The 26,911-nt window shown below is 35.8% G+C and carries 25 protein-coding genes, 2 tRNA genes and 1 other annotated feature; of the genes, 5 read left to right on the top strand and 22 right to left on the bottom strand.

All coding sequences use genetic code 11. The features are described 5' to 3' along the window. Positions 1–8: 8 nt before the first annotated feature. The 6 genes from clpB to C3E88_RS03605 form a co-directional block, all read right to left on the bottom strand. On the bottom strand, positions 9–2,597 hold the full coding sequence (gene clpB, locus C3E88_RS03630; protein WP_236908804.1) for an ATP-dependent chaperone ClpB: 2,589 nt from the start codon (positions 2,595–2,597) through the stop codon (positions 9–11). A 12-nt stretch (positions 2,598–2,609) separates the two neighbouring features. Then, on the bottom strand, positions 2,610–3,542 hold the full coding sequence (locus tag C3E88_RS03625) for a J domain-containing protein (protein WP_236908803.1): 933 nt from the start codon (positions 3,540–3,542) through the stop codon (positions 2,610–2,612). Between the two features lie 162 nt (positions 3,543–3,704). Further along, positions 3,705–3,872, bottom strand: a complete 168-nt coding sequence (locus tag C3E88_RS03620; protein WP_236908802.1) for an aspartyl-phosphate phosphatase Spo0E family protein — start codon at positions 3,870–3,872, stop codon at positions 3,705–3,707. 192 nt (positions 3,873–4,064) lie between these two features. Beyond that, positions 4,065–4,334, bottom strand: a complete 270-nt coding sequence (locus C3E88_RS03615; protein ID WP_236908816.1) for a metal-sensing transcriptional repressor — start codon at positions 4,332–4,334, stop codon at positions 4,065–4,067. Positions 4,335–4,349: 15 nt separating this feature from the next. Further along, a complete protein-coding gene (locus C3E88_RS03610; protein ID WP_236908801.1) occupies positions 4,350–4,556 on the bottom strand; it encodes a heavy-metal-associated domain-containing protein in 207 nt (68 codons plus the stop codon). A 23-nt stretch (positions 4,557–4,579) separates the two neighbouring features. Beyond that, positions 4,580–6,973 (bottom strand): heavy metal translocating P-type ATPase, encoded by a 2,394-nt coding sequence (locus C3E88_RS03605; RefSeq protein ID WP_272878404.1) that lies wholly within the window; start codon positions 6,971–6,973, stop codon positions 4,580–4,582. A gap of 285 nt (positions 6,974–7,258) precedes the next feature. Here C3E88_RS03605 and C3E88_RS03600 point away from each other — a divergent pair, with 285 nt between their 5' ends. The 4 genes from C3E88_RS03600 (at position 7,259) to C3E88_RS03585 (ending at position 11,772) form a co-directional block, all read left to right on the top strand. Beyond that, positions 7,259–7,483 (top strand): FeoA family protein, encoded by a 225-nt coding sequence (locus C3E88_RS03600; protein ID WP_236908800.1) that lies wholly within the window; start codon positions 7,259–7,261, stop codon positions 7,481–7,483. A gap of 58 nt (positions 7,484–7,541) precedes the next feature. Continuing rightward, positions 7,542–9,551: a ferrous iron transport protein B gene (gene feoB / locus C3E88_RS03595; RefSeq protein WP_236908799.1), complete on the top strand. Its 2,010-nt coding sequence runs from the start codon at positions 7,542–7,544 to the stop codon at positions 9,549–9,551. Between the two features lie 18 nt (positions 9,552–9,569). Beyond that, positions 9,570–9,830 (top strand): FeoC-like transcriptional regulator, encoded by a 261-nt coding sequence (locus tag C3E88_RS03590; RefSeq protein ID WP_236908798.1) that lies wholly within the window; start codon positions 9,570–9,572, stop codon positions 9,828–9,830. Positions 9,831–10,317: 487 nt separating this feature from the next. Next, complete coding sequence (locus tag C3E88_RS03585; protein ID WP_236908797.1) at positions 10,318–11,772, top strand: nicotinate phosphoribosyltransferase; 1,455 nt, start codon at positions 10,318–10,320, stop codon at positions 11,770–11,772. A 59-nt stretch (positions 11,773–11,831) separates the two neighbouring features. On the opposite strand, the gene C3E88_RS03580 is transcribed toward C3E88_RS03585, so the two are convergent. From C3E88_RS03580 to C3E88_RS03525, 12 genes are all read right to left on the bottom strand, one after another. After that, a complete protein-coding gene (locus C3E88_RS03580) occupies positions 11,832–12,401 on the bottom strand; it encodes an indolepyruvate oxidoreductase subunit beta (protein WP_236908796.1) in 570 nt (189 codons plus the stop codon). A gap of 4 nt (positions 12,402–12,405) precedes the next feature. Further along, positions 12,406–14,178: an indolepyruvate ferredoxin oxidoreductase subunit alpha gene (gene iorA / locus C3E88_RS03575; RefSeq protein ID WP_236908795.1), complete on the bottom strand. Its 1,773-nt coding sequence runs from the start codon at positions 14,176–14,178 to the stop codon at positions 12,406–12,408. A 220-nt stretch (positions 14,179–14,398) separates the two neighbouring features. Then, positions 14,399–14,839, bottom strand: coding sequence for an Hsp20/alpha crystallin family protein (locus C3E88_RS03570; RefSeq protein ID WP_236908794.1), 441 nt, complete (start codon positions 14,837–14,839; stop codon positions 14,399–14,401). 229 nt (positions 14,840–15,068) lie between these two features. Beyond that, complete coding sequence (locus C3E88_RS03565; RefSeq protein ID WP_236908793.1) at positions 15,069–15,644, bottom strand: histidine phosphatase family protein; 576 nt, start codon at positions 15,642–15,644, stop codon at positions 15,069–15,071. Beyond that, complete coding sequence (gene cobS, locus C3E88_RS03560) at positions 15,635–16,399, bottom strand: adenosylcobinamide-GDP ribazoletransferase (RefSeq protein ID WP_236908792.1); 765 nt, start codon at positions 16,397–16,399, stop codon at positions 15,635–15,637. The genes C3E88_RS03565 and cobS overlap by 10 nt, the downstream gene beginning before the upstream one ends. After that, entirely contained in the window at positions 16,369–16,905 is a 537-nt protein-coding gene (cobU, locus tag C3E88_RS03555; RefSeq protein WP_236908791.1) for a bifunctional adenosylcobinamide kinase/adenosylcobinamide-phosphate guanylyltransferase, read from the bottom strand. The genes cobS and cobU overlap by 31 nt, the downstream gene beginning before the upstream one ends. A gap of 13 nt (positions 16,906–16,918) precedes the next feature. Continuing rightward, positions 16,919–17,998: a nicotinate-nucleotide--dimethylbenzimidazole phosphoribosyltransferase gene (gene cobT, locus C3E88_RS03550; RefSeq protein ID WP_236908790.1), complete on the bottom strand. Its 1,080-nt coding sequence runs from the start codon at positions 17,996–17,998 to the stop codon at positions 16,919–16,921. A gap of 99 nt (positions 17,999–18,097) precedes the next feature. Beyond that, positions 18,098–19,447 (bottom strand): sodium-dependent transporter, encoded by a 1,350-nt coding sequence (locus tag C3E88_RS03545; RefSeq protein ID WP_236908789.1) that lies wholly within the window; start codon positions 19,445–19,447, stop codon positions 18,098–18,100. Between the two features lie 164 nt (positions 19,448–19,611). Further along, positions 19,612–19,703: transfer RNA gene (locus C3E88_RS03540), tRNA-Ser, on the bottom strand. A gap of 17 nt (positions 19,704–19,720) precedes the next feature. Beyond that, on the bottom strand, positions 19,721–20,173 hold the full coding sequence (tadA, locus tag C3E88_RS03535; protein ID WP_236908788.1) for a tRNA adenosine(34) deaminase TadA: 453 nt from the start codon (positions 20,171–20,173) through the stop codon (positions 19,721–19,723). Positions 20,174–20,193: 20 nt separating this feature from the next. Next, a tRNA-Arg gene (locus tag C3E88_RS03530) sits at positions 20,194–20,270 on the bottom strand. A 65-nt stretch (positions 20,271–20,335) separates the two neighbouring features. Further along, on the bottom strand, positions 20,336–21,526 hold the full coding sequence (locus C3E88_RS03525; RefSeq protein ID WP_236908787.1) for a D-alanyl-D-alanine carboxypeptidase family protein: 1,191 nt from the start codon (positions 21,524–21,526) through the stop codon (positions 20,336–20,338). A gap of 106 nt (positions 21,527–21,632) precedes the next feature. On the opposite strand from C3E88_RS03525, the gene C3E88_RS12275 reads away from it, so the two are divergent. Next, positions 21,633–21,755, top strand: coding sequence for a hypothetical protein (locus tag C3E88_RS12275; protein ID WP_272878403.1), 123 nt, complete (start codon positions 21,633–21,635; stop codon positions 21,753–21,755). A 13-nt stretch (positions 21,756–21,768) separates the two neighbouring features. On the opposite strand, the gene C3E88_RS03520 is transcribed toward C3E88_RS12275, so the two are convergent. From C3E88_RS03520 to C3E88_RS03505, 4 genes are all read right to left on the bottom strand, one after another. Beyond that, positions 21,769–23,280, bottom strand: coding sequence for a M1 family metallopeptidase (locus C3E88_RS03520; RefSeq protein WP_236908786.1), 1,512 nt, complete (start codon positions 23,278–23,280; stop codon positions 21,769–21,771). 128 nt (positions 23,281–23,408) lie between these two features. Continuing rightward, on the bottom strand, positions 23,409–24,683 hold the full coding sequence (serS, locus tag C3E88_RS03515) for a serine--tRNA ligase (protein WP_236908785.1): 1,275 nt from the start codon (positions 24,681–24,683) through the stop codon (positions 23,409–23,411). A gap of 55 nt (positions 24,684–24,738) precedes the next feature. Next, positions 24,739–24,906, bottom strand: a binding site (T-box leader). 227 nt (positions 24,907–25,133) lie between these two features. Further along, a complete protein-coding gene (locus C3E88_RS03510) occupies positions 25,134–26,165 on the bottom strand; it encodes a PTS transporter subunit IIC (protein ID WP_236908784.1) in 1,032 nt (343 codons plus the stop codon). A gap of 63 nt (positions 26,166–26,228) precedes the next feature. Then, entirely contained in the window at positions 26,229–26,753 is a 525-nt protein-coding gene (locus tag C3E88_RS03505; RefSeq protein WP_236908783.1) for a transcription repressor NadR, read from the bottom strand. Positions 26,754–26,911: the final 158 nt, after the last annotated feature.

Here is a 26,911-nt window from a genome sequence, read left to right as displayed (position 1 = left end):
GGGTTTTGTTAATTATCGACTTTCATCTTTAAACTATCTCTATCTACACTGACGGCCAATCTGTCTTTATCCTTTAGATCCCCTTTTATTATCATCCTTCCCATCTCTGTTTCTAGATGTTTTTGTAGAAATCTTTTTACTGGTCTAGCTCCATATTGGATAGAATAAGCCCTATTTAAAACAAATTCCTTGGCTTCATTGGTAAATTCTATGGTTATCTGTCTATCCCTTAGCCTATTCTCTATTTCCCATATCTGTAAATCGATTATCTTATATATCTCCTCTTTTCGTAAGGGTTTAAACATTACTATTTCATCTAGTCGATTTAAAAATTCTGGTCTAAAGGTTCTCTTCATCTCGTCCATTACTATTTCTTTGGTGTTTTCATCAATTTTCCCATCAGCTTTCAGACCCTCTATTAGATAAGATGAACCTATATTGGAGGTCATTATGATGACGGTATTTTTAAAGTCTACAGTCCTTCCTTGGTTATCCGTCAGTCTACCATCGTCTAATACTTGCAACAATATATTGAATACATCAGAATGGGCCTTTTCTATTTCATCAAATAGTATTACGGAATAGGGCTTTCTCCTAACAGCTTCCGTTAGCTGACCTCCTTCATCATATCCTACGTATCCAGGTGGGGCTCCTATAAGCCTTGATACTGAGTGTTTCTCCATATATTCACTCATGTCAATCCTTACCATATTTCTTTCATCATCAAAAAGGGTTTCTGTCAAGGCCTTAGCCAATTCAGTTTTACCTACTCCTGTTGGTCCTAAGAATATAAAGGAACCTACAGGTCTATTTACAGGCTTAATACCAGCTCTAGCTCTAATAACTGCATCTACAACGGATTCGACAGCTTCATCCTGCCCTACAACTCGCCTGTGAAGGATATCATCAAGATTTAATAGCTTCTCCCTTTCCGTTTCCACCAATTTAGATACAGGAATCCCTGTCCATTTGGATACTACTTCTGCTATTTCTTCTTCCGTTACTTCTTCCTTAAGCATCCTATCCTGGCCTTGGTATTTTAAATTAGCTTCCTCTAATTGTCTTTCCAATTGAGGTAGTTTACCATATTTTAGCTGAGACAATCTTTCTAGATCGTATTTCCTCTCTGCATCTTCTATCTCTATCCTTGCCTTATCTATTTGTTCCTTTATATCTTTAATGGTGGATATATTCTTCTTTTCTTCTTCCCATTGGGCTTTTTTAATGTCATATTCCTCTTTTAAGTTTGAAATCTCCTTCTCTATATTCTCAAGGCGCATCTTAGAGCCTTCATCAGTTTCCTTTTTCAAAGCTTCCCTTTCAATTTCTAACTGGAGTATTCTCCTTCGAGTTTCATCTAACTCTACAGGCATACTGTCTATTTCCGTTCTTATCATGGCGGAAGCTTCATCCATTAGGTCTATAGCCTTATCTGGTAGGTATCTGTCGCTAATATATCTATCAGATAAGGTGGCACATGCAATAACTGCATTGTCTGAAATCCTAATACCATGGTGTATTTCATATTTTTCCTTGATCCCTCGAAGGATGGATATGGTGTCCTCTAAGGAAGGCTCGTCTATCAACACCTTTTGGAATCTTCTCTCTAATGCAGCATCCTTTTCTATATATTGTCTATATTCATCTAAAGTTGTAGCACCAATACATAAGATTTCTCCACGAGCTAACATGGGCTTTAATAGATTGGAAGCATCCATAGATCCTTCTGTCCTTCCTGCTCCAACTATATTGTGAATTTCATCTATAAACATTATGATCCTTCCATCGGAATCCTCTATTTCCTTTAATACTGCCTTTAGCCTTTCTTCAAACTCCCCTCTATACTTGGCTCCTGCAATTAAAGCTCCCATGTCTAGGGCAAATATGGTTTTATCCTTTAACCCTTCCGGCACGTCTCCATTTACTATCCTTTGGGCTAATCCTTCTATAATAGCAGTCTTACCTACTCCTGGCTCCCCTATTAAAACTGGATTGTTTTTAGTCCTTCTAGATAAGATTCGAATGGTGTTTCTTATTTCATCATCTCTACCTATTACCGGATCTATTTTCCCTTTTCTTGCTTCTTCTGTTAGATCTCTTCCAAATCTCTCTAGGGCATCATAGGTAGCTTCTGGATTGTCAGATGTTATAATTTGACTACCTCTTATCTTTTTGAGGGCTTCCAAAAATCTCTGTAGATTGATATTATACCTATGAAATATTTTCTCAGATTTAATTCCCCTTTCCTTCAATAAGGATATATAGATATGCTCTACCCCAACAAATTCATCACCAAATTTTTTAGCTTCCTCCTCAGCATTTAATAGTACTTTGGTATAGATTCTACTAGGATAGAGGGTACCTCCTCCACCAGATTGTTTAGGAAAGCTTTCCAATTCCTTAGCTACATCATTTTTAATAAGCTCTACATTTTCACCCATATAGGATAACACCTTAGGTATTAAACCCTCGTTTTGATATACCAAGGCATAGTGAATATGCATTTCCTCTAGTTGAGGATTGCCATGTTTAATTGCTATCTCTTGGGAATTCTGTATAGCTTCTATACTTTTTTGAGTAAACCTATTTAAATCCATCTATATCACCTCTTAATCTCTCGGATTATATGTGTTTATAGCTCGTAATTCTTCATACAACTTTTTTTGCTCTTCTGTTAGATGAGGAGGGTTTACTATATTGGCTTCAATGTATAAATCCCCTATATTTCCTTTCATATCTCTATATCCCTTCCTAGGAATCCTTATCTTTTTACCCCCTTCCATATTAGAAGGTATGGTTATCTTGATCTTGTCTCCTGATAAAGTATTTATCAACACCTTGGCCCCTAAGGCAGCTTCCCAAGGAAGCAAATCTACTTTTTGATAAATGTCCAATCCCTCAAGTCTATATTTCCCATGGGATAGAAAATTTACCTTAAGATAAATATCTCCACTGATTCCAGCTTTTTCGCCTTTAATCTTTATTTTTTTCCCGGGCAATATTCCCTTAGGTACCTTTACCGATAACGATTTTGTCTGATTTCCTACCCTAAAGGATATAGTCTTAGTAGTACCATTATAGCCTTCTTCTAAATTAATATTGATTTCTGATTCGTAGGATTGGGGCTTAGGATCATAGTAAGATGTTCTACCCCTAGACCTACCACCAAACAAATCGCTTATCCCAAAGTCTTCCCCACCAAAAAACATGTTGAAAAAATCACTAAATCCTTCTCCCCCAGTGGTATAGGTATATCTATATCCATCCCCAAAATTTTCAAATCCAAATTGGGAAGGATCAAAGTTTTGCCCATTGGTAAAATTATATCCGCTGCCAAATGTATCATATTTCTTCCGTTTATTCTCATCTCCTAAAACTTCATAGGCTTCGTTTATATCTTTAAACTTTTCCTGGGCTTCTTTATCATCTGGATTTAAATCTGGATGGTACTTTTTAGCCAATTTTCTATAAGCTTTTTTGATTTCGTCATTACTTGCATTCTTCTTTACCCCTAATATCTTGTAATAGTCTTTATATTCCATATACTTCACCCCTTTTTTTGAAAAATAGAAGGGTTAAATAGTTTGACCTTCTCTGACCTTCATTATTATTATAATCCTTTTATTTCTAAAAATCAACATGGTATTTATTATTATGACTTCTTTATATATAATTATTAAAAAGAAAAAGCTAGTAGGTATCAGCTAGCTTTTATCGGTAGGCTCTTCATCATCTATTTTATTTTCCTTATGATACTCCACTATAAGATCATCCAACTCTTTGCTTATTCTCAAAATTTCCTGGTAATCTACTTTGTTAGCGCTTATTTCTTTGTATAATTCTTCTCTTAAAGCGTCTATTTTGTTTTTCAACTTTCTCCTCCTTATTCCTTTAGGTTATTGATGCCTATCAATAGGATAATGTATTTTATACCAGTTGACAACCTGTTTTTTATGCTATTAGTTAAATTAGTAATACCCTTTTAGTAAAAAAATTAACATAAAAAAATAACTATCAATTTTGGTGCCTGGCACCAAAATTGATAGTTATTCGTTAAAATATTGTCATTTTATATATTTGTCTATAATGGTTATTATCTCATCTATTTTTTCTTCTCCCTCTTCTTCTCCTTCTAAAATTGCATCTTTTACACAAGACCTTATATGGGCATTTAATACGTCTATATTGGCCTTCTTAAGTAAACCTATGGCAGATAGTATTTGTGTAGATATATCTACACAATATCTATCCTCCTCTATCATCTTAATAATGCCGTCTATCTGCCCCCTTACGGTCTTTAGCTTCTGGGCAGCTTTCTCCTTGCCTTGATTCATCATATCACCAAATTTCTATTTTATTTCTACTACATCATAGCCAGCCTCTTCTATTTGCCCCTTTAAAACTTCATCGGACAAATTGTCTCCTTCTACTATTGCCCTGTTGTTGTTTAATTCTACATCTACATGGGAAATTCCTTCTATCTCTGACAATGCATTTTTTACTGCCATTACACAGTGATTGCAAGACATGCCTTCAATAGTTATGATCTTTTTCATTTTATTAACCTCCTGTCCCACAATTATTTAAATTTTTTTAGTCTTAAAGAGTTGGTAACTACTGATACGGAGCTAAAGGCCATAGCCGCTCCTGCTATCATAGGATTCAAAAATCCTAAAGCTGCAAAGGGTATACCTATGGAATTGTAGAAGAAGGCCCAGAATAGATTTTGTTTGATAGTCTTCATGGTTCTGTGGCTAAGCCTAATAGCTGTAACTATTCCAGTTAAATCCCCTCTCATAAGGGTTATATCTGCAGCTTCCATAGCTACATCTGTCCCCGTGCCTATGGCAAACCCAATATCAGAGGCTGCTAAGGCTGGGGCATCGTTAATTCCATCCCCTACCATTCCTACAAGCTTTCCTTCTTTTTTTATTTTTTCGACAACTTCTGCCTTATTCTCAGGTAGGACTTCTGCTAATACATTATATATTCCCACTTGTTTAGCAATGGCTTTAGCTGTCCTTTCGTTGTCTCCTGTTATCATATATACTTCAAGGCCCATATCTTTTAGGCCTGCTATGGCTTTTTTAGAATTTTCCTTAATCTGATCTGCTACCGCAATTATACCAGCTAAATTTCCATCTATAGCTACTAGCATAGCGGTTTTCCCTTCTGATTCCAATCGGAGTAATTCCTCTTCTCCTATTTCTATGGATATACCGCCTTCCTTCATCAATTTTCTATTACCTATATAAATAGTCTTTCCTTCAAATATGGCCTTTAATCCCTTCCCTGGTATAGCAGCAAAATCTTCTGCTTCAGTTATCATGAGTAGTTCTTCTTCTCCTTTTCTTACAATAGCTTGGCCTAGAGGATGTTCAGAAGATTTTTCTACTGTTGCTGCTATCCTTAGCAATTCATCTTTATCCAAGGACTTAAAGCTTATTATATCTGTTACTTCTGGTTCTCCTTTAGTGATGGTGCCGGTCTTGTCTAGTACAATAGTTTCCATCTTGTGGGCCCTTTCTAGATGTTCTCCCGATTTGATTAATATGCCATTTTCTGCTCCTTTTCCTGTGCCTACCATAATAGCCGTTGGTGTTGCTAAGCCTAGGGCACAGGGACAAGCTATTACCAACACTGCTACTGCATTTATTAGTCCTGTATTGAAACTACCTCCCACCAGATAAAATCCTAAGAAGGTAACCAAGGCTATAACTACCACTACAGGGACAAATATACCGGATATCCTATCGGCTAACCTCTGTACTGGAGCTTTTGAGCCTTGAGCATCTTCTACTAACTTTATTATTTGAGATAGTACCGTATCCTTTCCTATCTTTGTGGCTTCAAATTTAAATGAACCAAATTTGTTAATGGTAGCTCCTATTACCTCATCCCCTTGGGATTTGTCTATAGGGATACTTTCCCCTGTTATCATGGATTCATCTATGGATGAGTTGCCTTCTAAGATGATTCCATCTACAGGAATCCTCTCCCCAGGTCTAACTACTATTGTATCTCCTATTTCCACCTTTTCTATAGGGATGCTCATTTCTACGCCTTCTCTTATTACCCGAGCAGCCTTTGGCTGGAGTCCCATTAGTTCCTTAATAGCCTCTGAGGTTTTTCCTTTTGCTACTGCCTCAAAAGTTTTACCTAAAAGTATCAATGTAATGATAACTGCTGATGCTTCAAAGTAGTATTCATGAACTCCTGTTAATAGATTATAGAGACTATAAAAGTAGGCTGCTGACGTGCCCATGGATACCAGTACATCCATATTAGCTCCTCCACCTCTTAAGGAGTTAAAAGCCCCTTTGTAAAATCTATAGCCAATGATGAACTGTACGGGAGTTGCTAATAATAGCTGAAAATATCCATTGGTAAGTATATTGTCTACTCCCGCCATATGGAAAAACATAGCGGAAAATAATGGGATACTCAGTATGGCTGAGATTATAAAGGAGCTCTTAAGGGATTTTATCTCCTTTTCCCTAAGTTCTTTCTCCCTATCTATATCCCTTTCCATCTCCATTTCCGCCTTATACCCAGCCTTTTCCACTGCATTTATTAACGTTTCATCCTCTACTGCCCCTGATGAAAACTCAACTATAGCTTTATTGGTGGATAGATTTACATTTGCTTTAGTTACTCCCTCAATTTTATTTAATACCTTCTCTACCCTAGTTGAACAAGCAGCACAGGTCATACCTTCTACCAACAAGGTCCTTTTGGTTAAAGGTACTTGATATCCAGTCTTCTCAATAGTTTGAACGATTTGATCTGGATCTATCTTCTCCTTATCGTATTCTATAGTAGCTTTTTGTTGTAGTAGGTTAACAGTTGCATTTATTATTCCATCTTGCTTATTCAATGCCTTTTCCACTCTAGCAGAACAAGCAGCACAGGTCATGCCTACTACATCTATGGTAATGATTTTATTTGACATAGTATCACTCCTCATCTTCATCCCCACCCCCTGGGGGTGTGTTTATATTATACCCTAATAGTAGAGTTTTGTAAACATGACTTTTATTTTAGCTAGGGTATCACACAAAAGCGCTAAATTACCGGTTTTAAATGATGATGTATTTTTGAAATCAAATAATAAGATATTATTTTACCCTAAACTATTGCATTTATAACAAAAATATATTATCATATTGATAGTGATTATCAATTTCGTATCATTGAATAAATATATGGATGATATTTACATAGTCCTTAATATATTTATATAGAAAGGAGAATTGCTATGGCGAAAACATCTCTAAGTCAATTAAATCCTGGAGATAAAGGTAGGGTTCAAAGAATAGAAGCAGGAGGCTATGCCACTAGAAGGCTCTATGAAATGGGCTTCAACACGGGATCTAATGTAAAAGTTATAAAAAATGACAGGGGTCCTTTAATAGTATCCCTATCGGGAAATAAGATTGCAGTAGGTCGTGGTTTAGCTCAAAAAATAATGATAGGAGATTGAGTCTTTATTTTTTGTCTTTTGTTGATAATGATTATCATATGATAGAAGGGGGATTGAAGTGAATACAATAGCTTTGGTGGGAAATCCTAATAGCGGTAAAACTACAGTATTTAACGCCCTTACCGGGTCTAACCAACACGTAGGTAACTGGCCAGGAGTCACCGTAGAGAAAAAAGAAGGAAAATTTAAATTTGATGAAAAAACTTATAATGTAGTGGATCTACCTGGGACCTATAGTCTAGGTGCCTTTTCTGAGGATGAAATAGTTGCAAAGGATTTTATCCTTAAGGGCAATCCAGATGTGGTTATCAATGTAGTAGATGCCACTAATATTGAACGAAATCTATATTTGACTACCCAATTGTTGGAAATGGGAGCCAAGGTGGTAGTTGCCTTAAACATGATAGATGAAGCTGAAGAACGAAATATAAAATTTGATATGGATGCTCTATCAAAAAAATTAGGGGCACCCGTAGTTCCTACTATTGCTTCTAAGAGAAAAGGCATGGATGAGTTGATTAAAAAGTCTATAGAATTAATGGAAAAGGATATGGACCATAAGCCCCATATATCCTATGGTGAAAACATAGATAAAGAAGTAAAAAGGTTGAAGGGATTTTTAAAGAATGGAGAATTAGAATACCCTTCTCAATGGATTGCTATTAAACTTTTAGAAGGAGATCAATATATACTCGAATTAGTAAATAAAGATGAATATTTAAATTCCTCCGAGGAATTCAAATGTATGATGGAGCAGTTGCGAGAAAGTGCTGAGGATTATGAGTTAGAAATTATAGATAAGAGATATGAGTTTGTAAACAATGTGGCCGATAAAACCGTAAAGAGGCCTGATGTAGTAGTAGAAACCAGAACTGATAGGATTGACAAGATCCTTACTCATAAGTATTTAGGTCTACCTATTTTTGCACTAATAATGCTAGCGGTGTTTCAGTTGACCTTTGCCATTGGTGAGGATTTGTTGGGAGAATTAGTTGCAGGGGGTATTGAAACTTTAGGTGAGGCTGTGGAGGCTTTTCTAATTAATGTTAACTCTCCTCATTGGCTAATATCTTTTGTAGCAGAAGGTATTATTGGAGGCCTTGGGGCTGTATTAGAGTTTATTCCGTTGATAGTGGTATTATATATGTTAATGGGAATATTAGAGGATAGCGGTTATATGGCCAGGGCTGCCTATGTAATGGACAATATAATGAGAGCCCTAGGCCTTCAAGGTAAGACTTTTATATCCATGATAGTTGGATTTGGATGTAATGTTCCAGGAGTAATGGCTACCAGAACCTTAGATAGTAAAAAAGACAGGATGATTGCTACTTTAATCAACCCATTTATGTCCTGTGGTGCTAAACTACCTATTTATTTGGTGTTTATAGCTGCTTTCTTCCCCAATAATGGTGGTCTAGTATTGTTCCTACTATATTTCTTAGGGATATTGGTAGCGTTGTTGATGGCAAAGATATTTAGTAATACCCTATTTAAAGGAGAATCCTCCTATTTTATCATGGAACTTCCACCTTACAGATTGCCAACTTTAAGAAATGTAATGAGAAATATGTGGGATAATGTTTCTGGTTTTCTTAAGAGAGCAGGAACCACTATATTTGCAGTAGTTACTATACTATGGATTCTAGCTATGTTGCCTGTAGGCGTAGAGCCCTATAGCGAAAGTAGCATATTAGGCAAAATAGGCTTGTTTATTGCTCCTATTTTTAAACCAGCAGGATTTGGAACCTGGCAAGCTGCTGTTGGATTGTTTGCTGGAATAGCTGCTAAAGAGGCTGTAGTGGCCACTCTAGGCATGGTATATGCTGGTGTAGGAGAAGGTGCTGAACTAGTAGCAGCTATGCAAAGTGTATTCACCCCGTTGACAGCTGCTTCCTTCATGGTTATGACCTTATTATATACACCTTGTGCTGCAACTATAGCTACTATAAAAAAGGAAACCAATTCTAGTAAGTGGGCCCTATTCACCGCCCTCTATACCTTTGCAGTAGGTTGGATAGCTGCTGTATTGGTATATCAAATTGGTAGACTGCTAGGATTTAGTTAGCCTTAAGGAGATGATGTTTTGCTAAAAGAAATATTGAAAGAAATCCATGATTCTAATTATATATCTAAGGCTAATATAGCACGAAGCTTAGACATGCCAGAAGAATTAATAGAAGATGCTTTTACTCAACTGATTCGCATGGGCTATATTGAGGAAGATGATGGGGCAATGGATTGTAGTGTTGGCTGTGGCAACTGCCCTTACGCCAATCACTGTAATAAAGTCCCTGTAAACACTATCATAATTACGGAAAAGGGAAAAAGGCTATTAAATATATAAACCTTCCATTCCACTTTTTCTATCTATTCTGAAAATTTACTTTACAAATACTTCAATATGGTATATAATTAAAGCAAATAGAACTTATAGTTATATCCAGCCTAATGTTAAATGAGTAGTGTAAGTTATTAGATGAGTCGATAGGATGAGTTTTAGGTTTAGAAGTAAAAAATGTTTAGATTTTTAGTAGCTTAAAAGTTCTAAAAAAATTTAATAGTGTCTATTTCAAGTAGTAGGCGTTAAACTATTGGGAGAGTTGATAGGAAATTGCAGTTAATGGTTAGTTCAAGGGTTAGAGGTTGGAGTAACTATAGAAGGTTCTATTTTGAATGACGGAGGGTTATAATGAGCATATGCCCTCCGTCTATTATTTTGCCAAAATCTGCTAACAGTTTTGTCTTTTTTTATACAATGTTGAATTTTCTAGATTTAGAGAATATAATTGATATGAGGTTATATTAACGATAAGAAAAAGGAGATTTTTAAAATGACCAATATTGATTGGAAAGAGAAAAAGAATCTGACCATGTTAGCTGATTTTTATGAGTTTACCATGGCTAACGGATACTTTGAAAATGGTATGGAAAACAAAATCGCCTATTTTGATATGTTTTTCCGTTCCATACCTGATGATGGTGGTTTTGCCATTATGGCTGGAGTAGAGCAGCTTATTGGCTATCTTCAAAATTTAAAATTCTATGATGAAGATATAGAATACCTTAGATCCAAGGGTATGTTCAGCGAGGAATTCTTAGAATATCTTAGGAATTTTGAATTTCAATGTGATGTATGGGCAATCCCTGAAGGCACTCCTATATTCCCTGGAGAGCCTATAGTCATAGTACGAGGACCTATTATTCAAGCCCAAATAATTGAAACTATGGTACTATTGACTATCAATCACCAAAGCCTTATCGCCACAAAGGCCAACAGAATAGTTAGGGCTGCTGACGGAAGACCTATCATGGAGTTTGGTTCCAGGAGAGCTCAAGGGTATGAAGGAGCTATTTTAGGAGCTAGAGCTGCATATATCGGAGGAGCTGTAGGTACTGCCTGTACCATCGTAGATAGAGATTTCAATATTCCAGCACTGGGTACTATGGCCCACAGTTGGGTACAACTTTTCCCTACAGAGTTAGATTCCTTTAGAGCTTATGCAAGACTTTATCCAGATAACTGTGTGCTATTAGTAGATACCTACAATGTCTTAAAATCTGGGGTGCCTAATGCTATCAAAGTATTTAAAGAAGAAGTGGTACCAAGAGGCTTTAGACCAAAAGGTATCAGGATAGATAGTGGGGATATTGCATATCTTTCAAAGGAAGCACGCAGGATGTTAGATGAAGCTGGATTTTCCGATTGTCCTATTGTAGCATCTAGTAGCCTAGATGAGTATGTGATAAGAGATCTTCTAAATCAAGGGGCCAAAATAGATTCCTTTGGGGTAGGGGAAAGATTGATTACTGCTCGTTCAGAACCAGTTTTTGGTGGGGTATACAAGCTAACTGCTGTAGAAGAAGATGGAAGAATAGTACCAAAGATCAAGGTTAGCGAAAATGTAGGAAAGATCACTACTCCTGGATTTAAACAGGTATACAGATTATATGATAAGGGTACTCATAAGGCTATTGCTGATGTAGTAACTCTACACGATGAGAAAATTGATGAAACTAAACCCTATGAAATATTCCACCCCTTGTTTACTTGGAAGAGGAAAACCTTAACAAATTTCTATGCAAGAAAATTACTCACTAAGATTTTTGATAAGGGTAGATGTATCTATGAAAGTCCTCCTATTGATGAAATAAGGAATTACTGTGCAGAAGAGATTAACACCCTTTGGGAGGAAGTACGTAGATTTGAAAATCCTCATGAATTCTTTGTAGACCTATCCAAACCTCTATGGGATATTAAGGATCAATTGTTAAAAGAACATGAATAAATAAATATTGTACAATAAATAAGACAAGGGTAATCCCTTGTCTTATTTTAAAGGAAGTCTTATAGGCTCAGACCTTTTTCAAATGCCTTTATGTTAACTTCATGTACTCTTTCCGGTAAATTCTCTTTTATCAATTGTATCCAATCTATATTTTCAAGGCCCAATGCCTTTACCAGGCATCCTAACATAAGTATATTTTGGGCTCGTACTTCGCCTAATTCTTCTGCTAATCTTCTTGCCTCTATTACTTTAATATTATCTACACTATCTTTAAGAGCTTCAATAACTCCGTCTGGATATTCTGCTAATCCAGATAGTACTGGTAGAGGATACATTTCTTCATCGTTTACTATTAATATACCATCTTTTTTAAGATGATTCAAATATCTAGCTGCTTCTAATTTTTCAAAGGCTACAATTACATCTGCCTCTCCTGTATTTATTGAAGGTGAGTATACCTTTTCGCCAAACCTTATTTGGGTAGTAACGCTTCCCCCTCTTTGTGACATTCCATGAATTTCCGACATTTTCACATCGTATCCTTCATTTACAAAACCTTGAGAGAGGATTCTCGAAACCAGGATAGTTCCTTGACCTCCTACTCCTACTAACAATAAGGATTTAACCACAGAATCACCTACTTTCTCCCATAAATTCTATAGCATCAAATGGACAAACTTGCAAGCACACGGTACAGCCATTACATTGAACTTTATCTATACTTATGGTATTGTCCTTAAAGGAAATAGCTGGACAGCCTATCCTTAGACAAGTTTTACACTTTCTACACTTTTCCTGATCTACTTCACAATAAAGTTCTTTTCTTTCCCTTTGAACCTCTTTTATCAATGCACAAGGTTGTTTAGCAATAATTACAAAAGGTTCTTTAGCTTCATAGGCTTCTTTCACTGCTTTGTTGGTTTCTTCTAGATTATAAGGGTCTATTACCCTGATGTTTTTCTCTTTAATACCTACTGCTTTAACTATAGCTTCAATATCTACCATATGAGCAGGTTCACCCAAAATGTTCTTGCCTGTACCTGGGTTTTCCTGATGACCAGTCATAGCGGTAATCCTATTATCCAATATTACAATTGCCATATCGGTGCCATTGTAAACAGCATCGATTAGCCCAGTAATACCTGAGTGGAAAAAGGTGGAGTCTCCTATAAAACCAAATACCTTCTTACCTCTTTCCGCCATTTGATTGACCCTATCGAAACCTATTCCAGCGGTAATGCCTGCACCCATACATATAACTGTATCCCCTACTCCTAGAGGTGGAGCCATACCCAATGTATAGCAACCTATATCACTGGTAGAGATTATCTTATCCTTATATTTGCTTACAGCATAGAATATTCCCCTGTGGGGGCATCCTGCACATAGGGCTGGTGGTCTAGCTGGAATATCTATATCTAATTCATAACTTTCCTTCTTTCCTTCACCTAATAGGGCTTCCCTTAAGATTTCAGGGCTTAATTCTCCACATATGGGTATTAGTTCCTTACCCTTGCAATCAATACCCATAGCTTTTACAAAGTTTTCAATATAGGGTTCGTTTTCTTCAATTACGTATAGGGTTTCTACTTCTTGAGAAAATTCTCTTATCATCTTGTCAGGTAGAGGATAGGTAAATCCTATTTTAAGATAAGATACATCCTCTCCAAATACTTCCTTTGCATGAAGGTAGGATATACCACTGGTAATGATGCCTATCTTTTTATCTCCCCACTCGATCCTATTTAGTGAAGTATTATTTGAATATTCCCTTAAACGAGGTAATCTTTCCTCTTCTATTTCTATATGCTTTACCTTTGAATTAGCTGGGACCATTATATATTTTCTGATATCCTTAGCGTATTCCTTAATACCTACTTCTTCCCTTTCTTTCAGTTGGACTACACCCTTGCTATGGCAAACCCTTGTGGTTATTCTAAATAACACAGGTGTATCGTAGGTTTCGCTTACCTCGAAAGCATGTTTCATAAAGTCTTTACATTCCTGGCTATCAGATGGTTCTATCATAGCCACTTTAGCATGAGGAGCATATAGCCTATTATCTTGCTCATTTTGGGAACTATGCATTCCCGGTTCATCTGCAGTTATTATGACTAGTCCACCATTTACCCCTTCATAAGCCATGGTAAACATAGGGTCTGCTGCCACATTTAATCCTACATGTTTCATAGCTACCAAGGATCTAGCACCAGCGATAGACGCTCCACTGGCTACTTCTAATGCTACCTTTTCGTTGGTAGACCATTCTGAGCGTATTTCCTCATACTGAGAAACGTTTTCAAGAATTTCAGTACTTGGTGTTCCTGGATAAGCACAGGCTATTAAGCAACCTGCTTCATAGGCTCCTCTTGCAATAGCCTCATTGCCTGTTAAAAGCTTCTTCATCACCTTTCCCCCTATCTTTAAACTTTTACTATATGTACTATTATATCAAATATATTAGCCAATTTATAATAAAATGAAATATTTTTACAAAAATACATATACTTTTTAAAAATATAAATAAATATATTAACTTTATTAATTAAAAGCTTTAAATGGATGTAGTAGAAAAACAAAAAAATCCGGCTCCTTTGAAATAAGAGCCGGACCTCTTTGTTGTACATTATTCTATAGGAATTCTGTTTTCTCTTGGAGGAGTTGATTCCTTCTTGGGTAGTTTTACTTTCAATATTCCATTTTTAAATTTGGCTTTGATCTTATCTTGCTCTACATCATCTACATAGAATGCTCTCTTAAAGGATCCATATCTTCTTTCTCGTCTAATATAGTTTTCCTTATCTTCGTTTACTTCTTCTTTTCTTTCTACGGCTATAGTCAATATATCGTCCCTTATCTCTAGGTATATGTCTTCCTTATCTACTCCTGGAATTTCTGCTTCAAGTAAGTATTCCTTATCCTTTTCTTTTACATCTACCCTCAATGGATAGTAGGATCCCATATCATCGAATTCTTGAAGCATAGAATCAAACATCCTGTCAAAGTCCCATCTAAACTCTCTGGGCATTTCTCTTCTCCATCCTCTAAAAGGTGTGATTCCAAACATTATATCAACCTCCATGTATAAATGTTTTACTTTGACTTTCTTTGACCTTCATATATAATATATCATCTACTACATCATTATTCAAGGAGCAAATATTATGTTAACCTTTTAAATTTTGGAGTTTTTTTGACTTTCTTTGACCTTCCTTTGATTTTCTTATTGTAGCTATCATTTTCTAAAAACAATTTAATATACATACCTCTTCTTACTCTTTTGTAAAATTTATATGCTATTTTACAGTGTAATTAGTTTTTTCAATATATTTAAATCCATATTCATCTATGGAGATTATATTGACGCTACCATTTTGTATTTTAAATTTGAAAAAATAATCTAGATTATCAAATACCCAACTTAAAGCAATTCTAGTAACCCCATCATGACATACCAAAACTACATCTTCGTCTCCTTTAGATATCTCCTCTAAGAAGGAGGTAACTCTATCGTAGGCTAGCTTTATACTCTCCCCTTTAGGAGTTACATAATTTATATAATCTGCATCCCATTCCTTAGCTTCCTCTGGGAACTTCGCTTTAATTTCCTCATAGGTATTCCCTTCGAATAGTCCAAAGTCCACCTCCTTTATCCTCTCTTCTTTTTCCCCTTCCAATCCTAGGATCTCCATGGTTTGAATAGCCCTATATAGGGGGCTTACATATACCTTGTCAAAGGATAAGGTGTCTACAAAGGTTTTGGTCTTTTTAATCTGTTCCTGGCCTTTTTCCGTCAGCTTAGTGTCCTTAGTACTAAATATTCTTTCTACATTGTCTTCTGTTTGTCCATGACGAATCAATATTATATCCACTTAACCACCTCCACAAATGTTATTAAAGATATTATCTCCCCAATCTCTATGGTAGCCCCATATACATCTCCCGTAAAGCCATCTATTTTCCTATAGCTTATTCTGGTCATTATCTCAGCTGCTAAAAAGGAAAGCATAAGCGGTATTATATATATTGGGTTGATCAATAGGACTATAACAATATATATGATTCCTCCAAATAAGGCATATCTTTTGGGATTACTATTATGAAACATATCCCCTAAACCACCTTTTCTCCCAACCTTTTTAGTGGCCATTATATAGGATATTACCAAACGACTATTTCCATGGGATAGGGCCAATATTAAGGGTATATTCTCTTTTATACTGAATATTAAAATATATTTTAGAAGTATATCTAATATTATGGCTATAACTCCAAAGGCTCCTATACGACTATCCTTCATTATTTCAAGAACCCTATCCTTGTCCCTATAGGATAAAAACCCATCACAGGTATCGGACAATCCATCTAGATGAAGACCTCCAGTTACTACTATCATGGATACCAGAGCAAAAAATGCTCCTATATATTCGTTTAGGTAGCTAAATATATGATAAAACAACCCACCAACACTACCAATTATCATGCCTACTAAGGGGAAGAAAAAAATACTCTTTGAAAGATTTTCATCATTAAAATCTACAGGTTTTCTTATAGGCAAACGAGTTAAAAATTGGATGGCTAATATGAATCCATCTATCATTTTATCTTCACCGGCAGGCCACAGCATACCAAATAAACCTGATGGGACAGAGCTGCCATCCTTTGGTTTATCCTTCCTTGAATATCTCTAAATACCCTACCTATATGATTGTCTGGAACTAAAGAGTAGCCTACTTCATTGGTTACTAGAACTAGATTATATCCCTTATCTTCAATAACTTTTATCAAGGAGTCTAGCTCTTCATATATTTTATCTTCCACCTGACTTTGTAGATGATAATCTATATATTCCTTTTCCTTAGTCATATCGAACATTATATTTGATGTAAGTACCGTTATGCAATCCAATAGATAGTTTTTCTCTTCTCCTAAGGCATCAACTAATGAATAATTTCCCTCAAAAGTTCTCCAATAGGAAGGACGGCTACTTTGGTGTAATTTAACCCTCTCTTCCATCTCCTTATCCCATATCTTAGAGGTAGCAATATATACTACATCTCTTTTATCCTCATATATACTTTCTGCAAAGGTGCTTTTGCCACTTCGTGCTCCACCAGTAACTAAAATTATCATAATATCACCTAGATTATTCTTTTTCTTCTCTAATATCTACCAATACTTTACTATTAATCGATGCTTCTTCAAAGGTAGCCATATTGTCCATTATACATAGGGCTGCATCTATTATTTGAAAAGCCAATGGACAGCCTGAACCTTCTCCCAACCTCATCTCTAAATTTAACATAGGCTCAAGGCCTAATTCTTCCATCATATACCTAGCTCCAGGTTCCTTTGATAGATGAGAGGGAAATATGTATTCTTTCACTAGAGGATTAAGTCTTACGGCACATAAGGCAGCTGATGATGATATAAAACCATCTATAACTATAGGCTTTTTGTTTTTAGCTGCCGATAAGAATAGTCCACACATGCCAGCTATATCAAATCCACCAACCTTAGAGATTACATCTACTGGATCCTCCTTGTTGGGTTTGTTTACTTCTAGAGCTTTATTAATAGCGTTTTTCTTAAAATTGTACTGTTCTTCTGTAAGCCCTGCACCTTTGCCACTAGTAATCTCTGGACCAAATTCACTAAAAACACTAAGAACTGCCGCTGAAGTAGTGGTATTACCTATGCCTAACTCTCCAGTGCCTAATATATCATATCCTTCATTATATAAACTATCTCCGATTTCTATACCCACTTCAATAGCCTTAATTGCCTCATCGTAGGTCATACTTGGCCCTTTAGTAAAGTTTTTAGTTCCATAGTTTATCTTTTTGTTTAACACTTTAGAATTGTTCATATCCCCGTTTAACCCAATATCTACAATAGTCAAATCCGTATTGGTCATTTGGGATAATACGGATACCCCTGTAAAACCCTTTGTCATATTCTCAGTCAATATCATGGTAAATTCCTGTGGACAAGCGCTTACCCCTTCTGCTACTACTCCATTGTCGGCACACATGACGACTATATTTCTCTTTTCTATTTTATTATGGGGTTTTCCCGTAATTCCTGCCATTTTAATGACTATCTCTTCCAATTTGCCTAAACTTCCTATAGGTTTGGCTAGATGGTCTAATCTTTTTTTTGCTTCCTCCTTAGCTCCTTCCTCTGGGGAAGATATGGCTTCTAATGTTGTATTGAATAACTCCATATATTATCCCTTCCTTAATTTTATTTTTAATACATATATATTCTATCAGAAATAGTTGGATTATGTAAAAAATAAGTAGGGATAAACCCTACTATTATACTATTTGCCTATTAATCCTACACTGGCTAAAAATACGATTATGATAGCTAGTGGAGAAATATATCGAGCTACAAATTGGTATGTTCCCATATAACCTGCTTTGACTATTCCCCGATTAGTCAATTGTTCTTCTATTATCTTTCTATCCAGTCTCCATCCTACAAACAATACGGTTATTAAAGAACCAGTAGTCATAAAATAGTTAGCTGTAAGCTTATCCAAGAAATCCAAAAAATTGCTCCCAAATAGTATTGGATAGTTTAAAGGTCCATTGGATAGGGATGCAAATATACTCACTATAAATACCAATAAAGCAGCAATTAAAGCTGTCTTCTTTCTACCCATATTAAATTTATCCATTCCAAAACATACTACGGATTCCAACATGGATATGGTACTGGTTATGGCTGCTAATGCCAATAGTAAAAAGAACAATACCTGAAATACATATCCTCCTGGAATTTGAGGAAATACATTGGGCAATGTGACAAATACCAATCCAGGTCCACTGTCTGGTGCTATACCAAAGGCAAATACTACAGGGAATATGGCTAAACCTGCTAATATGGCAATTAGAGTATCTGCTAAGGCAATATTAAGGGCTGAAATGCCTAATTTTTGTTCCTTGCCTATATAGGAACCGTAGGCTATCATAGTGCCTGCTCCTAAGCTTAATGAGAAAAAGGAATGGCCTAAGGCATCTAGTATAGTCTTACCATTTAGCTTCGAAAAATCTGGTTTGAAAAGAAATTTGATCCCTTCTACTGCTCCTGGTAAAGTAATGGCCCTAATATCCAGTATAATAATAATAACTATTAGTGCTGGTACTAAAAGAGAAGAGTACTTTTCAATACCCTTTTCTATCCCATTGGCCACTATATAATAGGTTATGCATAGAATTATAAATTGCATAAATATAGGCCTTGCAGGATCGCTAATAAAGCTTTCAAACATAGCCCCTATTTCTGAAACATCCTTTCCAACAAATTGGTTACCTATAGCCTTTACTAAGTATTCCAAAGTCCATCCAGCAATTACACTATAAAAAGATAAAATTAAAAATGCAGCCATAACCCCTAATATGCCAGATATATACCACCTTTCTCCAGGAGCCAGATTTTTAAATGAGTGTATTGGGTTTGATTTTCCCTTTCTTCCAACGATAAATTCGGATAATAGTACTGGTAAGCCAATGATGGCAACGCAAATTAGATAGATTAGAATAAATGCTGCACCACCATTCATACCTGCAATATATGGGAAACGCCATATGTTTCCTAGACCTACTGCCGAACCAACTGCTGCTGCAAACAAACCAAAACTACTTTTAAAGCTTTCCCTTTTTTCCATGCAATTCCTCCCTTTGTTTATTAATCACCTATCATAGATTATTCTCACTATATAGCCTTTAAACTATATTATTTCTTTTTTTATTACTTTAAAGCATTGGCATGGAAAAGTCAACATTTAGATAAAACAAAAAAACCTAGCAAATGCTAGATTTTTAGTAGCTTTGGCGGAGAGAGAGGGATTCGAACCCTCGGTACAGGATAGCCTGTACAGTGGTTTTCGAGACCACCACCTTCAACCTCTCGGACATCTCTCCTGATTGAATTAATTGTATTATTTTTCTTTTCTAATCTGTTTGAAAAAGTTGCTGATTATGCTGCTGCATTCATCTTGTAGTATCCCAAATTTTACTTCTGCCTTGTGATTAAATCTTGGATTATCCAATAGATTGACTATAGAGCCACAGCAGCCTCCCTTAGGGTCTTTAGCACCTATTACTACTCTATCTATTCTTGCGTTGATTATAGCTCCTGCGCACATGGCACAAGGCTCTAGGGTTACATACATAGTAGTGTCCATAAGCCTCCATCCCTTTAAATACTGGCTGGCCTCTTTTATAGCCATAATCTCTGCATGAGCTGTTGGATCTTTAGTACTTTCTCTTCTATTGTATCCCCTTCCAATCACTTTATCCCCATGTACAATAACAGCACCTATAGGTACTTCATAGGTGCTAAGGGCTTTATATGCTTCTTCAAGGGCTAATCTCATATATATTTCATCCATAAGTATATCACCCAAATATCTGGTGCACCCGAGAGGAGTCGAACCCCCGACACACGCCTTAGGAGGGCGCTGCTCTATCCTACTGAGCTACGGGTGCACAACTTATATTCACATTAATATATTTTACATTAGTTTTTCACTTTTGTCAATTTGAATTTTCTACTATCCACTTATTAATTTTGAAAACACAAGGGATAGGAAATCCTTCATATGCCTAAATATAGCTGTAAATAGCCTTTCCTTTTTAACTTCATCATGAACTATTAGATCTATTTCATCTAACTTTTCGCCATTTTGGGATAGAATTACTTTTCCCACCTTGTCCAACTCCTTTAATGGCAGCTTAATATTTTCATCTATTTTTATGTCTATGTCCAAACTATCTCCAGTTTTAACTATAGTACTGTAATTATTGGAAGGATAGATTTCTATATCCTTATCTCTGCTATTAGGTAAATGGATTATGTCTAAAGGCGTATCTACATCTGTCAGTGTTTTTTTAGAATAATTATCTAGTCCATATTGTATCAATTCTTTTGCCATTTCCTTTCGCTTCTGTTCGCTTTCCGTTCCCATAACTATACCTATCAATCTAAAGTCTTCATGTTCCCCATCCATTCCGTAAACTTCCAGGGTAGATACCAAACAATAGCCCGCCTTATTAGTAAAGCCAGTCTTGAGCCCATCTATTCCCTCTATCTCTTTCAATAAGGGGTTAGTGTTTTCTTTCTTGTAATTCCTTCTAGGAATTTCTATCTCAGGAATAGTCGTTAAGGATAATACTTCTGGAAATTTATCAATTATGTATCTTGAAAGAGTAAATATATCCATGGGACTCATCATATTTTGAAGTTCCCCTTCTGGTAGCCCAGTACAATTAAAAAATATTGCAGAATCCAATCCAAGGCTTTTAGCTTTATCATTCATCTTTCTTACGAAAACTTCTTCTATACCCGCTGTATATTTTGCCAAAGCATAGGTTGCATCATTAGCAGATACTACAATTAAAGCTTTTAGCAAATCTTCTACAGTAAATATCTCCCCTTTCTCCAAGTTCAAACTAGAGCCCTTAATTCTAGTAACATCCTCATCTATATAGACCATATCATCCATTGATATGGTGCCCTTTTCAATCTCCTCCATGATGACTAAATAACTCATTAGTTTAGTTATACTGGCTATTTCCATGGGTTTATAAATATTGTATTCTTCTAATATTTCTCCTGTTTCAAAATCCCCTAAAAGATAGGCAGAAACTTGATTTTCAATACCTATTATGGCAAAAGTAGCAGAATTAATAATTAATATAAATAGTAAAGATAATATGATAATCCTAGTGAATCTTTTTATCATGTAAATTTCCCCCATTTTTTTAGTTTTTATATTGATGTAACCAATTTGCCTCCATATCTATATACTATATTAGGCAAAATATAATATTACAAAAGGAGGTTTTAATATGACAGATCTGCAAAGAAGAAGAGGCGGCTTCTTTGATGGTGAGGACTCTAGTCTGCTGTTCTTCTTTCTACTGCTAGTAGTACTATTTGGCGGTATGGGATGTAACTGTAGGCGATTTTAATAGAAATGGAGGGTCATGACCCTCCATTTTCATATTTGCCATAGAGCCATTTATCCACTCTCTTCCCAAAGGGTACATTAGTCACTTCCTCACATATATTTATAAAATCTTCTGTGGTTCCATTATAAAATTTATATGAGCTATAGTATCTATTCAATATATCGTATAGTACTTCCACTCCAAAATCCTTTCCTATCTCATTTAAAAACATAGCCCCCTTAGAATATACTAGCAATCCATAATCGTCCCAATTGCTAAATTGGTCTAAAGGCTTGTTAATTATTTCGTCCTTAGTTATAAGGAATTTTCCATATTCATAATTATTCTTACAATAATAATTATAATATTCTTCTCCAGCTTTTTCACCATATTTTTCAGCAATATAGATTACTTCCGAATAAGTAGCAAAGGATTCATCTAACCAAGCTTCGTCTATCTGATCGTTCCCTACCACTCCATACCACCATTGATGAGCTGTTTCATGAACTATTATGGTTTCTAAAATATCTTTAGAACTGGAATTAAAGTAATTTTTACCTATAAATACTATGGTTGGATACTCCATCCCTGTAGGGAACTCCGTCATAACTATGGAATACTGACCATAGGGGTATTTGCCAAATATCCTGTTAAATATACTTATTGAATCCACTCCTACCTGAGAGGCAAAGTCCTCCATTTCCTTTTTATCTTCTAAGGAGTATAGCCTAACCACCGTATCTTCAACTTCCACTTCTTTCATTGTAAATTTAGTGCTAGCTACCCAGGCAAAATCTCTGATCAATCTTCCCTCTATGATATAGGTTTTTTTATCCTTCTTTATCTTTTCCGACACTATATTGCCACTTGCTGCTATGGTAAAATCCTTTGGTATAGTGATGATTATATCATAGTTACTTATATCGCTATAGAAGGGATCTCCAATATTGTAGTAAGGGTCTAGATTCCAACCTTTATCATCGTATACACAGGCTATAGGATACCAATTTCCGAAGTTAAATACCTCTTTTCCATATCCAAATCTATCTACATTTAGAGGTAAATTCACCTTGTATTCCATATAGATCTCCAGCTTTTCACCAGGTCTTAGGGGAACTGGTAACTTTACTTTTAGGATGGTATCCCCAACACCGCCTATCTGAAAATCCACTTGTTTTTTGCCTACTAGAATATTTTCAATCTCCATATATCCTGGTCTAAAATCCTCTTCAGTAAACATGGCGTTGTCAAACAGTATTGGGGCTGTCTTTAGTGATTTATATGCATTAGGATATAGATGAAAGTATATAGCTTCCAATTCATCCTTTGAATGGTTTATATAATCTATCTTCTGCTTAGCCCAATAGGATTTGCTGTTAGGATCTAGATCTACTTCTATATTATAGTGGTGAATTTTGTCTATGTCTATACCGTTATAGTCCTCTACTATTAAGGTAGGGGAACTTTTCATACCTTTATTGCAACCTGCTAGCGCAAGGGTTAATACGAAAATAAAGATAATGGGTTTGAATCTATTTGTTCTCAAAATTTTACCTCCTTAATTGTATTCATATCTATTTATATCTATATTTCTACTAAAATATTATAATTCCTTTAATAAATAAAAAAAGACCAAACTATAAAAGTTGGTCTTTCTTATCTAGGATAAATATCCTATTTCCTTACTTCATCCAATCCCCCAATATAAGATCTTAAGGCTTCTGGAATTACTATGGATCCATCTTCTTGCTGATAGTTTTCTATGATTGCAGCTAAGGTTCTTCCTACTGCTAAGCCTGATCCATTTAAAGTATGGGCAAATTCTACTTTTTTGTTGTCCTTTCTTCTAAACCTTATATTGGCTCTTCTAGCTTGGAAGTCTTCGAAGTTGCTGCAGGAGGATATCTCCACATATCTGCCATAGCTTGGCATCCATACTTCTATATCGAAGGTCTTTGCTGATGAAAAGCCTAGATCTCCAGTACTTAACATTACTACTCTATAGGGCAACCCTAATCGCTTTAATACGTCCTCAGCACTATTTGTAAGCTTTTCCAGTTCTTCATAGGAATCTTCTGGCAATGAGAATTTAACTAGTTCTACCTTATCAAACTGATGATTCCTTATTAAGCCTCTGGTATCCCTTCCAGCAGAACCTGCCTCCTGCCTAAAACAAGGTGTATATGCTGCGTAATACATAGGCAACATATCCTCGTCTAATATTTCATCCCTATACAAATTGGTAAGGGGAACTTCCGCTGTAGGAACTAAAAAGTAATCCTTACTTGGAATATGGAACATATCGTATTCGAACTTAGGTAGCTGACCAGTACCTATCATACTGTCCCTATTTACCATAAAGGGTGTAGCCATTTCAGTATATCCATGTTCTGTAGTGTGTAGATCTAACATGAAGTTAATTAAAGCCCTTTCGAGCTTTGCTCCTAAACCCTTAAATAGAGAAAATCTTGCTCCCGTAAGCTTGGAAGCCCTTTCGAAGTCCAATATATCTAGCTCAGCTCCTAGATCCCAGTGGGCTTTAGGTTCAAATTCAAATTTCGTAGGTTCTCCCCATTTCCTTATCTCCACATTGTCCTCATCGGTTTTACCTTCTACTACCGATTCATGAGGAGTGTTTGGAATGTGTAGAAGTAAATCCTTTAGTTCTGTATCTATTCCCTTTACCTTTCCATCTAATTGTTTTATTTCATCAGATAGTTCCTTCATCTCAGTTATCAGTGAGGATACATCCTTGCCCTCTTTCTTAAACTTGGGAATATCTTTAGATACAGAATTTTGTCTGGCCTTCATATCTTCTACTTTAGTCAATAGATTTCTTCTCTTTTCATCTAGCTTTAATACTTCATCGATGGGAAAATCTCCATGTCTTTTTTCTAAGGCTATTTTCACTTCTTCCGGGTTTTTTCTTATACGCCTAATGTCAAGCATCTTTTTCACTCCTATCCCTATATTTTTATATAAAAAAACTCCCAATCCCTAAAATATTAGGGACGAGAGTTGCTCCCGCGTTGCCACCCTATTTAACCTTTCGGTTCTCTTGTGGATATAATAGCTCTGGGATGGATTCAATAACAAGTCCTGCCAATTTCCACCAACCATTGGCTCTCTACAAAAGACTTAGCTATCTACTATTTCCCTTCACAGCTACATATAAAATTTATACTATAGTATACCATATTTTTGATTTTATATCAATCCTTATTAAAAACAAAAACACTGATCTTAGATAATTCTAAAATCAGTGTTTCCTCTTGTGATTTTGTCTTTTGTTGTTTGTCGATTTATCTTTTGTGGGAGATGCCCAAAATATTGGTTTTCTATTTTAGGCTAATATTAATATACCCAGCGAAATATCTTTCTAACATCTTTTTTATAAATTTATAATTTCATATCCCCTAGTTTTATATATCCCTTTTTCCTCATCCACTCAGATATGAAAAAAGATAGGATTCCAGGTAATATAAAATGCATGATCAATATGCTTATGAATACTTTAGGTGAAGTACCCATTACATCGATTGTTGCAAATTGTCCAACTAATCCACTGGTTCCCATTCCTGCACCCATCATATTGCTTTCCATCTTAAACAGGGTAGTAGATATAGGCCCTAGAATAGCGGAGGTAATTATAGGAGGAAGCCATATCCTTGGATTCTTTATTATATTTGGTATCTGTAACATGGAAGTACCTATACCTTGGGCAATAAACCCACCAAAGCCATTTTCCTTATAGGAGGATACTGCAAATCCAATCATCTGAGCAGCACAGCCTACTGTACTAGCTCCTGCCGCCAAACCACTCAAACCTAAGGATATGGCCAAGGCAGCAGAACTAATGGGAAGAGTTAAAGCTATACCCATTAATACGGATACAATTATACCCATAGGTATAGGTTGTAATTCCGTAGCTAGGTTTATTATATTCCCAATTAGATTCATAAAGGAAGAAACTGCCGGGCCTATATAATGTCCCGCTAAGCCTCCTACCAAAATAGTACTTAAGGGAACCAATACTATGTCCACATCGGTTTTACCCTTTATTAATTTAGAAAACTCTGCGCCTAGTAGTCCAGCTACAAAAGCGCCTACAGGCTCTCCCACTTTTATTATCGTAGTTCCCCCTTCTAAGGATATGGTTCCTGCTCCTATGGCACCTGTTATCACAGACGCAAATATTCCCAGGGGAGGAGCACCTACGCTATAGGCAACCCCTGCTCCAATAGCTGGCCCCATTAACATCTGAGCTACAATACCAAACTCTACCATCAGTGGGATTTTGAATAGAGTTCCCAATTGCTTGATTATTAAACCAATTAATAAAGAAGAAAAAAGTCCTAATGCCATCCCATTAAATATCTTGACTAAATAGTCCTTAATCCTACTTACTTTGTTTGATCCATTCCTTGCCATAAAACCACCTCTCCGTAGTGTATTGTCATCTGTCTTGTCACCTATTAGCACAAATATATCATTTTATTCTTCATTTATCAAGTACCCTTTTTTTGTTAAAGCCTTCTTTATTTTTTGAAAGCTTTTCTCATCATCTACTTCTATGGTATGAATATGTATTCCTTCTGTTAAGGATGATAGGGGTTCCGCATTGGTCTCTATGAGACTATCAAGGAATTCTTCTAAATCCAATCTAGAACTAATTTCAAGGGGACTTTTTATTTCCCCATATAGAGGGTGGTCTACTATTACATCCAAAACTTTACCGCCCATATCTACTATGGTCTTCAGCTCCTCTTCTATTTCGTCATAACCTTGATGCTTACATACTATTTTCTTGACTAATTTATTATCTCCATATAATTGAGGAATAATGTATCCTTGCGGAGTTGCTAATATATCCTCCCCTCTTGCTCTTAATAATGCAATATCTTGAACTATTATTTGCCTACTTACTCCAAACCTTTCAGATAGTTCAGTACCCTTAATTGGCTTATTTGATTTTTTTAAAGTCTTTAAAATTTCGTCCCTTCTTTCCCAAGCCTCCATTGGTATTCTCCTTTCTAATTAAAAAATTACATCCATATTTATTTTAACACAAAATCTTACTGTCAATAGTCAATGAAAATGTCACATAAGAACATAGAAATTTATTCAGTGAAAATGTCACTTTTAATGATAAAAAAAATATATAACCGCATTTATTC

The sequence above is a fragment of the Clostridium sp. Cult3 genome, from assembly GCF_021655115.1.
Classification (GTDB): Bacteria; Bacillota; Clostridia; order Tissierellales; family Tepidimicrobiaceae; genus PPXY01.
The sequence above is the reverse complement of the archived record's forward strand: the minus strand, read 5'-3'. Positions and strand labels throughout refer to the sequence as shown.